Origin of the sequence: Spirulina sp. CCY15215, from assembly GCF_016888125.1 — a bacterium.
In the GTDB taxonomy this organism is placed as follows: Bacteria; Cyanobacteriota; Cyanobacteriia; order Cyanobacteriales; family Spirulinaceae; genus CCY15215.
The window spans coordinates 1-12,844 of sequence record NZ_JACSWA010000274.1; the positions used below are offsets into that span (position 1 = coordinate 1).

Here is a 12,844-nt window from a genome sequence, read left to right on the forward strand (position 1 = left end):
AAACCAGTCCTACAAGAGAAGAACAGGAGTTAATCATGACATTATCCCCCGCTTATCTCAAATGGCGAGAAGAAACGCTAAAAGAAGGATTGCAACAGGGATTGCAACAGGGATTGCAACAGGGATTGCAACAAGGATTGCAACAAGAACGGCGCACGATGCTAGAAACGATGCTAACAGTGCGCTTTGATTCTTTTGACGAACGAGTATTAAGGATTTGCGATCGCCTGTTAGAACTCCCGACTCGAGAAGCTGTTTCCCTCGTGATGCAATTGACGGATGAAGAGTTATTAAGTCGTTTTGGGGGAGAAGATGAACCCGAGTAAGATTGTTAAAATAGCAGAGGGTTGTTATTGATTTTCTCCGAGAGTACGATTTTTTGTCTTATAGATTGCAGTCACTCCACCTTAGATAAAAATGTTTGACACACTCTCAGCCAGCAATTTAATTGGTGATTGTTTTTGACCTAGCGATCGGTAATTTTATTGTTGGTTATGAAATCTAAGTTTGATATAGTCTTGAAATACAGGAATAATACAGAAAAAAGTTTCTCCTTTAATTTTTTTGACTAGATATCGCCTCATTAAAGATTGCAAAGAATTGACTAATTCTAAAGATGATAATGATAACAATTGCTTTAACTCTTCTTTTGTGATTTTATTGCTATTTTTACTGATTTCCAAAATGATTCTTTTCTCAATATCAGATAGATTTAAAAAAATATTATTAAAAATATCTTTCAAATCTTCAGTTAAAATTAACTCATTTTCATTCAGAAACTCAGATACATTCCCTTCAAATACCTCCTTTATTAAACTTATAACAGATTTTAAATATAAAGGATTACTATCATATAATTGGGTTAATTTGTGCCAATCAGCGCGATCGCTAAGTCCTTGATTTTCCAGAATTTCTAGAGCATCATTTTCTAAATTGCCCAATTCTAATATTTGTACAGAACGGATATTTGTATTAAGTGTTATCATTTCTTGTGATTTTTCTTGGCTGATGAGAATTAAACAACTTTGATGTTCGGTTTCAGCAACAGCCTGAATAAAACTTTTATAATTTTGGTATTTTATTGGATATTGTCCTGCATTTTTTTTACTCTCAAATAAAGATTCTAGATTATCCAAAATAATTAAGCATTTCTTTTGAGAGAATATATTAAACAATTTAGTAATTTTCTCTTCTGAGTCAAGCACCAGATTTTTTAGTGTTGGATTGAATGTCTGTAGTATTTTAGAAGTCAAAATATCTAATATCTTAGGCTGTTTAATACTTTTCCAAATTATCGCATCAAAATCTTGAGAATTTAAGTCTACAAATTTTCTAACTAGAGCCGTTTTTCCGACTCCCTCCAACCCAATAATCGATACTAAGCGAGTATGTTCATTTTCAATCCATCTTGATAACATTGAAAGCTCATTAGAGCGCCCATAAAATTGATTGATTTTAGGAGATAATTCTAAATCTTTGTAAAATGGTCTAGATGAATCGTGAAGCTCAGTATCATTAGCGATATCTTCTATTTCTTTAGAGTCATTGGAACATAAATTTACATTTTTATTGATTAAACCAATAACTTGCTGTGAATGAGAGGTTTTAACTCGCTCCATTGTCCAGCGAAAATTAGACTTATCAATATCTTCTCCTAACTGTTCCGAAAGAATTTTCCATAGCTTATATCCAATATCTCTCAGATAACTCTCACTATGTTTGCATTCATCGGCAATATTACCATAAGTTTTTCCTTGCCACACTCCTCTAATTGCCGTTTGTTGTACATCATCTAAATGTTTTCCGGTTTGGTTAAACACTAAGCGATCTGCAAACTGTAGAACTTCCGTAACGTCCATAAACACCTATTGGGTCAATTTTTCTATGATTATAGCTTAGTGATTTCTGATATTTTATGGCATTTTACGACATTTCTTAAAATATCTTAACAAAACTAACGACAAAATCCGTTGTTTTAAGATTGTCGAATCACTCAAATTCTTGCCATCATTGGAATCAGGACTCAAGTACAAAAAAATGACCTCTAACCAAAAGCACTTAAATCAATTCAAAACTCTTATCTATGAAGAAGAGTTAGACAATATTGCTGGATGGGTCGAAGAGTACCCTCACTTAGAAACAGGTGGAGACTTATTTGGTTTTTGGACTTATTCAGGTTTTCCTGTAGTTCAGTTTGTTCTCGGCCCCGGAAAAACTAGCAAGCACAATACTACCAGCTTTTTTCAAGATACAGAGCATCTTATTAAAGCAGGAGAAACACTCAGGAACAAACATGGTTTACAACATATTGGAGCATGGCATTCTCATCATCAGATGGATTTAGCGCAACCCAGTGGAGGAGATGAACGAACCGTTTTTAATGCCTTAAGACAGTATAGCCTTCCTCGTTTTTTATTGTGTATTGCTAATTTGCATCCTGAATCTACAGGCCATAGAAATAAGTATACAGTGAATATTGGCTGTTTTTTATTTAGTCCTTCTTCCCCTCAATATCAAACTGGTTCTTGGGTTGTTTTACCCGGTAAAAGTCCAATTCGTAATTCTAGTTGGGGCATGAATCGAAATGAAAAGGAAATATTCTCTTTACCCAATCGAGGCACAAAAAAAAGTTGGGATGTTCCTCAAACTACCTTAGAAGAACAACCTTTAGTTACAACTGAACCTCTTGAGCGATCGGAAGAGCTTTGGTATACCCTACCACAAGGTCAGGCTTTACTCAAAAATCTTCAAGATCGGTTTCAAACAAAGTTTCAAAATTTCAAAATTTCCAGAAAGCATTCAACTCAAGAAATGTACATTTCTTTTGAGTTCAACATCAATCAAAACAATAATCAAGTTGATAAATGGCGAATTGATTTTCCTAATGATTTTCCTCAATCGTTACCTTCTATGGAAGTAAACTTTAAACCTTGCGATCTCATAACAAATTGGAAGCCAAATGCTCCAATCCTTCAAATTGAAAACAAAATTGAAGAACACTATACCAATGTAAGGAACTAAATATATGGGTTCTTGGACACAAGCTCAACGCAGTCGTTTATCCACAGAAAGGCAGATTTTGAATAAATATTTTCCTGCATTTGATTGGATCAATCCGACTGATTCTAACAAAACATATGTTAAGGGAATTCTCAAAACTAACTCAGGTAATAACTATATAATTGGAGTCTATTTAAGTTCTGATTATCCTAATTCTCAACCCAATATGTTTGTGCTTTCTCCTTTACAAGGATATTTGGGTAAAGATTTTTCTGAACACGGAGCAAGTGCTTCAATGCACACTTTAAGTCCAAGCAATGGATGTGTAAAGATCTGCCACTATAAAGGTTGGACACCTAACTTAACCTTGTATAAGGTGATTCTCAAAGGACGGATTTGGCTAGAGGCTTTTGAGAGTCATAAAAGGACAGGTAAAACAATCGATAGTTTTCTCAAACACATGAATTAATTTTAGGAGGTATCAAACTCATGAGCAATAGTCAACCTGAAGCTGTACAACAACATTTTGAAAGAGAAGTTCAAGGTGAAGCTCGATTCGATGAGACATTAATCTTCGATCCAGAAACAGGAGAATTAGTTGTACAAAGGCGTGGAGAAATTCGTGCTAATCCTGATGCGGTTACTGTCGATCAGCCAGCAAGAGAAGGCTTTTTTGCTAATCTTTCGTTTGCTTTTCTTTATGAAGAACAATTGCAAAAAGTTTATCAAAATTGGCAAGTATCAGGGGTAGATCAAATTCCAGCGATTGCTTTTACTTTTGATGAAGGAGAAGTGTTTCATATCTATACTTCAGTACCCAAAACACATTTTGCAGGTTTTCCAGTTCCTTCTACGATTAAATTTCTTGACAGAATGCCAACTATAGAGGAAAGTTTTTCGATAGTCGAAGAAATTTTGAGGATATTTCCCAATCAGCATGAAAGTCAACAAGTAACAGTAGTTGTCTTATTAGCGATTGAAAATGAGCGGTTACAATATCGCGTTTTTATTACTCAACCAGATGGCAATATATCGGAAGGAATTATAAAATTTATTCCTCAATACTCCGAACTTTATTCTCGAAGTACGGGATTGTTAGAAACTTTAGTTCTAGAACAGTGTAAAGTAGGAATAGTTGGATTGGGAAGTGGTGGTTCTACTGTAGCGGTAGAGTTAGCTAAAGCTGGAGTAGGAAACTTTGTATTAATTGATTTCGATCGCCTAGAGTTAAGCAATGTTGCACGTCATGTTTGTGGAATTGGCGATCTAGGGCGATATAAAACTAAAGCAGTGAGAGATTTACTCTATGGTAAAAATCCCTATATTAATGTCAAAATTGCAGAATTAGATATTAATAATAGTCTTGAAGAGACAAAAAATCTTCTTAAAGATTGTGATTTGATTGTTGCTGCAACTGACAATAATCGAAGTCGTTTTAATCTCAATAATATTGCTATCGAGTATAAAATTACAACGATTTTTGGCAGAGCTTTAACTCGTGCTTGTGGTGGAGATGTTTTAAGAGTTCGTCCTTTTCATGGTCCTTGTTTGAGTTGCATTTTTACCAAAGAATTCCTAGAAACTCGCAAAGAAGAAGTTTCACAATTTAGACAAGCACGAGATGATAATCCCGCTTATGTTCCTGATGATGAAGTTAAAACAACAATTCAAGTTGGATTGGCTTCAGATATTGCCCCTATATCCAATATGATTGTTAAATTGGCTTTGCTTGAGCTTTCTCGTGGTAGAGAAAGTGGAATTCAATCCTTAGAAGAAGATTGTATAGCAGATTTTTATATTTGGGCAAATCGTCGAGAAAATACCTATGCAAATTGGCCTAAAATGGAATATGGTTCTAAAACTCCTTCTGTTTTGCGATGGTATGGAGCAAAATGGGAACGCAATCAATCTTGTGAAGTATGTGGAAATCAATTAGAATCTATAGAAGCAGATGATAATTTTTTCGGTTAACTTCTTGTTACCAATTGATATTCCCTCACTTAATATAAAATAAACCTAGCGTAATATCTTTATAAGGTAGAGTTTCTCTGTATTATATCAAAACAAGAAGAAATGCGATCGCATTGAAATAGCTAGACCAAAACTTTAAGGCAAAATTTCTTCATCTCTTTCTGATAAATCTATTTCATCAGATTCACCTAGTCCAGCAATTGCCATTAAAAAACTATTTGATTTTGGCTGCCCATGTTGTTGAGAAGAAGAATTCGTTTTAAATTGCAAGTATTCAATAAAACTGGCAAGATCGGCAAGAACTTCTGCGGGAAGAGTCGCGATCGCCTGTGAAATTGCTTGGCGTGTTGGCGTGAGTTGAGTCATAGTTGAATCGGGAGAATGAATGAGCAAAGTTTAATTGTATTATACTCTACAATTTCGGCGCGATCGCCTTGCAGTAGCCAGAAGCGATCGCTTTTCGATTAACCGCGATCGCACTAGCATTGACAATAAAAAATAGTGCTACGATCGCATCATCATCAAAATTGAGATCGCCTCTATGACTGAAACGATTACTTTACAAGTTCCCGAGACAATTTACCGTCGTCTCGTCGATACTGCACGAGCCACCAAACGCCCCCTAGAAGATATTATGCTGCGAGTTTTAGAAATTGGCAGCCCTCCCCTCTGGACAGACGTTCCCGAAGAATTCCAAGCCGATCTTGCTGCATTGGATAAAATGGAAGATGAAGCATTGTGGAAAATTGCTTATAGCCAAATGCCAGAAGAAGCAGCCGATCGCGCAACCGAACTCTTAGAATTCAGCGATCGCGCACTGACTCCAAGCGAACAACAAGAATTAATCGACCTGCAAGCTGAAAGCAATCGCTTCATGTTGTGTAAGGCTCAAGCATCTGCTATTTTAGGCTGGCGAGGTCATCGCGTTCCCCAGCCTCAGTAGCTATGTCTGAACATCACTCTAAAATTGCAAAACTAAAATAAGAGCGATCGCCTTTCGATTAACCGCGATCGCATTACGGTAAAAGTTCTAAATACTCAATTTTAGCAGGTCGAATTAAACTGAAATGTCGTCTATCTAAAGTCAATATCTTTTGAATCCGATAGCGTTCTGCCAAAGCAACAATACTAGAATCAACTAAACCTAACGGAACACCTTTATATTGACTCATGATCTCCAATGCACGTTGAAGATCGGCAAGTTCAACTTGAAGATAAGTAAAATTACCCGCTAACACATCTGACAGAAATACTCGAGCAATTCCTTCTCCTAAATATTTTGTTGTTAAATAATCAACTTCGAGTAAAATCGTTGTGGGAATCAGTAAAGTAGACTTTTCAATTACCTTTACAACTTCTGCATGGTAACGATCGCTATTGTCCAGCATCGATACGATTCCGCTTGTATCAGCTAAAATTTTGCTTATTCCTGCCATAATAATTCATCAACTCTTTCCGATAAATCTCCCATACCACTCGATCCCATACCGACAGAACGAGGTAATGGGCTTTTCTTCCGTTGCACGCTGGAAATACTATTTTTTAATTCGTCTGTATCTTGGTGCCTAAAAATTTGGCGATCGGCAAGTAAATCTTGAAATTGATTTTCATCCATTTGGGCTAGATTACCCGCTTGAACGAGATTTAACTTTTTGGTTTGAAACAGAAAAATAGCAATTTCTTGCTTGAGTTCGGCTTCGACAATTTTATTTTCCTGCAAAACCGCATCGGGGATTGTAATGTTCATAATTGTTGACTTTCGTTTAAAAGTAGAGTTTTTCTGTATTGTATCAAAACAAGAAGAAATGCGATCGCTTTTCCATCTCCAAACCAGAAGCGATCGCTTTGAGAAGAACCGCGATCGCACTAGCATTGACAATAAAAAATAGTGCTACGATCGCATCATCATCAAAATGAGATCGCCTCTATGAGTGAAACGATTACTTTGGGAAGAGTCGCGATCGCCTGTAAAATTGCTTGGCGTGTTGGCGTGAGAGAGAAATTTTTAGGAGAGAAAATATTAGCTGGTGAAATCTATCCTTGGATGCCAAAAAGCTAAATCATTTTGCAGCCGACTACGAAACCAAACGCCAAGAATACTTCTTAAGTAATATTTTCCCTATTCCAAGGCGATCGCGCTGAATTGTGGCTCTTTAACCTTTATACTATATAGTTTCAACTTCAAGCTGCGATCGCAATTAAATTCATGTTCCATCTTCTCTCTTCTTTCCTATTTTTCGCCACGACTCCACCTCCTTTACCGCCACCCACCCCACAAGAGTTTGTTCGACCGCAAATTGTCCGACCTTTACCAGGAAGTTTAAATACAGTTCCTGTTTTTAATAGTAATAGTCCGGAATTGGTTCTCGAACCGGGAATTTTGCTGTCTACTTTTCCTGCTACTGGGACAACGCACCCGCAAGCACACTTAGATTTTCCTTTAGAAGGACGCTTTGATATTTTTGCCCACCATGTTGCAAAAGCACCGACTCCCGATGATTTGCGGACTCTTTATTTAGGCGTTATTGTTGATAATCCCGGTCGTGAAGCGGTCAAGATAAACATTTTACAAGCGGTGAGTTACCTTTCTCAACCCGATGCCCCATTTATTAAACTAGACCCCTTTTTAGAGAATTCTGATGGGACAATTTATGCAGGACCGGGAAGCAGAGTGATGGGGGAAATATTGCGCGGATGGCATCAAATTCAGTTTCCTTTTCTGATGACTATTCCAGCCGGAGAACGTCAAATGTTACTCAATTTACCGATCCCGGTTAAAGATTTCGATCCTCCCATTAACGGACGATCTTCCTATCTGCGTTTGCGGAGTAATGGTCGAGTTTATTTGGCCAGTTTGGCCATGTTTGCACCTAAAGATGAGGAAGGAAATGAACGCCCTCCTACTTTGGCAGAATGGGAAGCCTTATTACAAACCGGAGACTTAGCGAAACCCCGCGATCGCGCCCCGACTCCTCCTAATTCTGAAGGTTCTTCTTTCCTCTATGGTCGGGTTGCAGGGGTCGCCCAAGGGTCGCAATGGGAGGCAAAATTAACAGATCGTTCTGAGGTTGATTTTCTCACGATTCCCGATCGCGGACAAATCATTTCTTATGGTATTAGCACTCTTGATCGCGGCACTTTAGGAACGGAACAAATTCAAAGCGCTCCTATGTTAGCACGCTATCCCGATACGGCCTATAAAGCACATGGTAATTATGGCATAAGGTATAGTCTTAATTTGCCGCTTTATAACCCCACGGAGGCGATGCAAACCGTAACAATTGCTCTGGAAACTCCCATCAAACAGGATGAAATTTCCACAGGTTTGCGTTTTTTCGATCCGTTACCGACTAATACTTTTTTTCGCGGTACAGTACGAGTGAAATATACCGATGATGGGGGAATCTTGCAAACTCGTTACTATCATTTAGTACAGCGACGAGGACAAGAAGGAGAACCTTTAGTAACGTTACATTTACAACCTAATACACAACGTTCTGTTAGCGTTGATTTACTCTATCCTCCCGACTCAACTCCTCCTCAAGTTTTAACCATCCAAACCTTAAAGTAAAACCTTGAAGTAAAGATTACGCGAACTTATTGGGTCATTGGTGCGTCTGTAAGTGCATCTTTTGTCCGATATCAGGGAAAAACCCATGAAACAGAAACTTTTAACGATTGTAGCACTTCTGAGTACAGTTTCAGTCCTGCCCGCTTTTGCCGTTGAACCTTCTCTTGTTAATTATGGCGATCGCGTTTCTTGGTCAGAAGTGGAGTACAGTGAATTTGATGGATTGTACGTCAACGATCGCCATACAGGAATTGGGGGCGATCGCGATTATTTTGTCAGTCAATGGAGTCAGTCGGGAATTCGTTTTACCTTTCGCGATAACTTTGTTGCTAGTATTTCTATTGTTCCTCGCATCGAGTATCAGTCACGACGGCATTACAATCATAGAACAGATGAATGGGAAGATATTTCTGTTCCTGAAACTGTGAATGAACGAGTAGAAAATTGGGGCTATCGCGATTATTCTCCTACTGTTATTCATTTTAGCATTAATGGGGAACAATATAGTTATACAGAGGGAAAAGTTTCGCCAGAATTGGCAAATGCCCTTGCGAATGCTCCTGCTAAAAACATGAAAATTCGCCTTGAGTTTTCGGATACTCCTCAATACGATCTGAAACCATTAATGGAGGTAGAAATCGGTCAAAAAACGGTTTTAACGTGGCGTAAAGTATTTGCTGTAAGTCGCGATCGCACTGAAGTTGAAAGGACTATAAACAGGAATTCAGAGGGCGATCGTGATGGTGTAGATATGAGAGATAGCAGTCGTTAATATTTCTTAAGAGTTTTTAATTTTAATGCGTGTTCCCTCAAGAGAACGCGCCTTCTTTGCCTGATAACAAAACAATAACTATAAATATGCTATAATAGTTTGGCAAATTTAAAATTCAGGTTTTTGGATAAAGCCAAAAGACAAAAAAACTATGTCACAAACACAAGTTTCTTCAAGCCTAAAAGTTAATGTTCGTAAGGCTGTGCAAACTGCAGCGAGTTACCTTAATTCGTTTAGGGATATGTTGGGGGATATCAAAAATTTAAGGCTTGAAGAAATAGAATTATCTGAAGATAAGCAATTCTGGCTAATTACATTAGGCTTTGATATTATCAATAATTCTGACGCTGACACCGATGATAATCCATTATTTCCTCTTGTTGAAAGTCAAAATAGAGAAAGACAATACAAAATTATTAAAATTGACACTCAAATAGGAGAAGTTCAATCAATGAAAATACGCGAACCATGAAAAAATATATTAATAATTTGCTCCAACGCTATAAGCAGAAAGGGCTATTAATTGACACTAATATTCTCTTGGTTTTGTTTGTCGGAAAAGTTAACCGTCAGAGAATTTCTCAATTTAATCGAACTGAAGGTTTTACAGCCAAAGATTATGATGTTTTGATCAAAATCATTAAAAGGTTCTCAAAAATTGTGACAACACCCAATATTCTAACAGAAGTTAATAGTTTAATCAATCAACTGAAAGAACCAGAACGTTCTCAGTGTTTGGAGTTGTTTTCTGATTTGCTTTCTAGAGTCGATGAGTTTTATCTAGAAAGTAAAAGAATTAGCGAAATAGAAAAGTTCTCAAAGTTTGGTTTGACAGATTGTGGAATTCTAGATTTGGCTAAAGATAGATATTTAGTGTTGACCAATGATTTTAAATTAGCCAATTATTTAGAAAGTAGAGGAATAGATACAATTAACTTCACTCACATACAGCAAATACACTTATTTTAAGAGATAAATCGCCTTCTGGCGATGGGTACAAGTAAACTTAAAGTGCGATCGCCACATCGGAAAAATTAATATGAGAATCATTCTCAAATCCCTCCGCGATCGGTTATGCTAATGAAAGTCATTCTCATTTTCAATCTCTCATGCTCGAAGTTTGCAATCTAGCCGCAGGATACAGGGATGTAGAAGCGGTTCGCAATATCTCCTTTTGCCTGCAACCGGGGCAAGTTGTTGCGTTACTCGGTCCCAATGGTGCCGGAAAAAGCACTCTGGTTAAGGCAATTTTAGGACTGGTTCCTACTAGGCAAGGAATTGTCAAGTTTGGCGATCGCCCTTTAAAGCAGCAGTTGCGACAAGTTGCCTATGTTCCCCAACGCAGCTATATTGACTGGGATTATCCCATTACTGTTGGGAATGTGGTGATGATGGGACGCACTCGACAAACGGGATGGTTTCGCACTCCTTCCCGTTATGCTAAAGAGAAGGCAAAAGCAGCATTAGAACGAGTAGAAATGGAGAAATATGCAAAGTATAAAATTGGGGAACTATCTGGGGGACAACAACAGCGTGTATTTTTAGCCAGGGCATTAGCACAAGAGGCAGATTTATTCTTTTTCGACGAACCTTTTGCAGGGGTAGATCAAAAAACAGAAAGCATTATGTTTGCTGTCTTTGCAGAGTTAAAAGCTGCTCAGAAAATGCTCTTAGTTATCAGTCACGATCTCGGCGAAAGTTTGGCACACTACGATCGCATTTTACTATTAAATCGGCACATGATTGCATCTGGCGATCGCGCTGAAGTTTTAACCTCAGAAAATTTAAAACGCGCTTACGGGACATCCATGAACAAGTACCAATTATCAATTATCGATGGTAGCGGAAATAGTCAGTTAGCTGCCTGAACAATTATTAATGCTAAAAATATTGAATTTTTTACTCGAACCGTTAGGGTTTGAATTTATGCGAAATGCCCTTCTCATTGGTATCTTTTTGGGCATTCTCTGTGCAGTTGTGGGCAGCTATTTGATTGTACAGCAAATGGGCATGATGGGGGGAGTTATTTCTCATTCTGTTGTTCCAGGTTTATCTATTGCTTTCTTTTTGGGACTCGATCTTTCCCTGGGGGCATTTATTGCTGGGGTTCTCAGTGCTTTGACGGTTGGGGCAATTCAGACGCGATCGCGCATTAAAGTTGATGCAGCAATGGCATTAACTTTAACAACTTTTTTGGGGTTTGGGGTGATTTTAATTAGTTTATTAAAAACCAATCAAGTCGATCTAACTCATATTCTCTTTGGCGATATTTTGGGCATTCAACCCGCAGATGTTTGGCATACTTTGGGGATTACAATTTTAGTTCTGATTTTAGTTAAGTTATTTTACAAAGAGTTGCTTTTTTACACTTTTGATCCATTAGGGGCAAAGGCAAGCGGTTTACCTGTTAATAGTTTATATTTTGGTTTAATTTGTGCGATTACTTTAACTATTGTTGCTAGTATGCAGATCGTGGGGGTACTACTGGTGATGTCTTTACTTGTGGGTCCTGCAATTACCGCTTATCTCTGGGTGAAAGAATTACACGAAATGATGCTTTTAGGGGCAGTTATTGGCGCTTTTTCGACAGTGGGGGGAATGTATGCTAGTTATTATCTCGATGTGCCTTCTGGTGCCGCGATCGTGATGGCGATATTTGGCTGTTTTCTTTTAACCTTCTTATTGCGACCAATAGGAAATATTATCAAAAATTTAATCTTTAAAACCTAATCTTTAAAACCTAATCTTTAAAATCCAATCTTTAAACATGACAAAAGCAGCACCTCGACTAGACTTGCAAGAGACTTCCTTTATTTACTCGATACTATTTAGAGTTGAACTGAATTAAACTTTGAATTCGAGTTGTATTGCTCTCTCTATTTCTGATACTAATCAGATTTTAATTAGATGCTAATTAGAGGTCCACTCTGGATTAAAGTTTCAGTTGCATGGCTCTGAGATCGCTATTTAAGGAAATTTTGCTTTCTTGTGAGCGTACTGCTTTCGATCGGCGAGACAGATGGAATATTAACAGCTTTGTTTACCTCTCTACTTGTTGATTCGGTCTACTTTGATTTGGCTGTTTTATCTGCCAGGGAAGCATTCATTGATTGACTGCTTCAATTACTAATCTAACAGGTTTTTTCCTGAAGTCATACATTTGCAATAAAACTTTACTTTATCAAAAAAATGAACCTCAAACTAGGCTTAAATAATCAAAACCAGAGCGATCCCTACTAGACTTGCTTGTTTTTTTCTCATTTTTCTCAAGTTCTTCTAGGTTTCTCCTACAGTAGGAAATTTGATTTCCAATTTAACTCTAGGGTTGTCCCTCAATCTTTCAGTTGAGAAAATTCAAGCGTTCTGGTGAGATATTGCTCTGGTTTTTGGAAATGGGCTTGACACTCCCCCGTTAAATCAAAGATTATAACGAGGGATTCTTGCTTCACTGGGTTTGCCTAGTTTCAAGTCATCTCTGTCTTGAAACCCCGTCCAGATTCCCCTCCACAAGCATCTGTTTAACGTCCACT

Annotated in this window: 16 protein-coding genes and 1 pseudogene; 13 read left to right on the forward strand and 4 right to left on the reverse strand. The window is 37.7% G+C overall.

Going from position 1 to position 12,844, the window contains the following annotated elements:
• Nucleotides 1-326 (forward strand): annotated as a pseudogene (locus tag JUI58_RS03060) (hypothetical protein); the annotation flags it as partial.
• Nucleotides 327-482: 156 nt separating this feature from the next.
• On the opposite strand, the gene JUI58_RS03065 reads toward JUI58_RS03060, so the two are convergent.
• Entirely contained in the window at nt 483-1,859 is a 1,377-nt protein-coding gene (locus tag JUI58_RS03065) for an ATP-binding protein (RefSeq protein ID WP_204102273.1), read from the reverse strand.
• 178 nt (nt 1,860-2,037) lie between these two features.
• Between JUI58_RS03065 and JUI58_RS03070 the strand changes: the two genes are divergently transcribed.
• The 3 genes from JUI58_RS03070 to JUI58_RS03080 are packed head-to-tail and all read left to right on the forward strand — an operon-like array spanning nt 2,038 to nt 4,971.
• The gene (locus tag JUI58_RS03070) at nt 2,038-3,021 is read left to right on the forward strand and encodes a hypothetical protein (RefSeq protein WP_204102274.1); all 984 of its coding nucleotides are present in this window, start codon (nt 2,038-2,040) and stop codon (nt 3,019-3,021) included.
• 4 nt (nt 3,022-3,025) lie between these two features.
• A complete protein-coding gene (locus tag JUI58_RS03075) occupies nt 3,026-3,469 on the forward strand; it encodes a hypothetical protein (RefSeq protein WP_204102275.1) in 444 nt (147 codons plus the stop codon).
• Between the two features lie 20 nt (nt 3,470-3,489).
• On the forward strand, nt 3,490-4,971 hold the full coding sequence (locus JUI58_RS03080; protein WP_204102276.1) for a ThiF family adenylyltransferase: 1,482 nt from the start codon (nt 3,490-3,492) through the stop codon (nt 4,969-4,971).
• Nucleotides 4,972-5,106: 135 nt separating this feature from the next.
• On the opposite strand, the gene JUI58_RS03085 is transcribed toward JUI58_RS03080, so the two are convergent.
• A complete protein-coding gene (locus JUI58_RS03085; protein ID WP_204102277.1) occupies nt 5,107-5,337 on the reverse strand; it encodes a hypothetical protein in 231 nt (76 codons plus the stop codon).
• A 175-nt stretch (nt 5,338-5,512) separates the two neighbouring features.
• On the opposite strand from JUI58_RS03085, the gene JUI58_RS03090 reads away from it, so the two are divergent.
• A complete protein-coding gene (locus JUI58_RS03090) occupies nt 5,513-5,914 on the forward strand; it encodes a hypothetical protein (RefSeq protein WP_204102278.1) in 402 nt (133 codons plus the stop codon).
• A gap of 73 nt (nt 5,915-5,987) precedes the next feature.
• On the opposite strand, the gene JUI58_RS03095 is transcribed toward JUI58_RS03090, so the two are convergent.
• Together JUI58_RS03095 and JUI58_RS03100 are read right to left on the reverse strand one after the other, a co-directional pair.
• Nucleotides 5,988-6,407: a PIN domain-containing protein gene (locus JUI58_RS03095; protein WP_204102279.1), complete on the reverse strand. Its 420-nt coding sequence runs from the start codon at nt 6,405-6,407 to the stop codon at nt 5,988-5,990.
• A complete protein-coding gene (locus JUI58_RS03100) occupies nt 6,395-6,718 on the reverse strand; it encodes a UPF0175 family protein (protein ID WP_204102280.1) in 324 nt (107 codons plus the stop codon). Before JUI58_RS03100 ends, JUI58_RS03095 begins: the two co-directional genes overlap by 13 nt.
• Between JUI58_RS03100 and JUI58_RS03105 the strand changes: the two genes are divergently transcribed.
• The 8 genes from JUI58_RS03105 (at nt 6,711) to JUI58_RS03140 (ending at nt 12,044) form a co-directional block, all read left to right on the forward strand.
• Nucleotides 6,711-6,860, forward strand: coding sequence for a hypothetical protein (locus tag JUI58_RS03105; RefSeq protein ID WP_204102281.1), 150 nt, complete (start codon nt 6,711-6,713; stop codon nt 6,858-6,860). The genes JUI58_RS03100 and JUI58_RS03105 overlap by 8 nt on opposite strands.
• On the forward strand, nt 6,860-7,030 hold the full coding sequence (locus tag JUI58_RS03110) for a hypothetical protein (protein ID WP_204102282.1): 171 nt from the start codon (nt 6,860-6,862) through the stop codon (nt 7,028-7,030). Before JUI58_RS03105 ends, JUI58_RS03110 begins: the two co-directional genes overlap by 1 nt.
• Before the next feature lie 147 nt (nt 7,031-7,177).
• Entirely contained in the window at nt 7,178-8,542 is a 1,365-nt protein-coding gene (locus JUI58_RS03115; protein ID WP_204102283.1) for a DUF3370 domain-containing protein, read from the forward strand.
• 85 nt (nt 8,543-8,627) lie between these two features.
• The gene (locus tag JUI58_RS03120) at nt 8,628-9,314 is read left to right on the forward strand and encodes a hypothetical protein (protein ID WP_204102284.1); all 687 of its coding nucleotides are present in this window, start codon (nt 8,628-8,630) and stop codon (nt 9,312-9,314) included.
• Between the two features lie 151 nt (nt 9,315-9,465).
• Nucleotides 9,466-9,786, forward strand: a complete 321-nt coding sequence (locus JUI58_RS03125; RefSeq protein ID WP_204102285.1) for a hypothetical protein — start codon at nt 9,466-9,468, stop codon at nt 9,784-9,786.
• Complete coding sequence (locus tag JUI58_RS03130; RefSeq protein ID WP_204102286.1) at nt 9,783-10,283, forward strand: PIN domain-containing protein; 501 nt, start codon at nt 9,783-9,785, stop codon at nt 10,281-10,283. The genes JUI58_RS03125 and JUI58_RS03130 overlap by 4 nt, the downstream gene beginning before the upstream one ends.
• 140 nt (nt 10,284-10,423) lie before the next feature.
• A complete protein-coding gene (locus JUI58_RS03135; RefSeq protein WP_204102287.1) occupies nt 10,424-11,182 on the forward strand; it encodes a metal ABC transporter ATP-binding protein in 759 nt (252 codons plus the stop codon).
• 19 nt (nt 11,183-11,201) lie between these two features.
• Nucleotides 11,202-12,044, forward strand: coding sequence for a metal ABC transporter permease (locus JUI58_RS03140; protein WP_348539823.1), 843 nt, complete (start codon nt 11,202-11,204; stop codon nt 12,042-12,044).
• Nucleotides 12,045-12,844 lie beyond the last annotated feature (800 nt).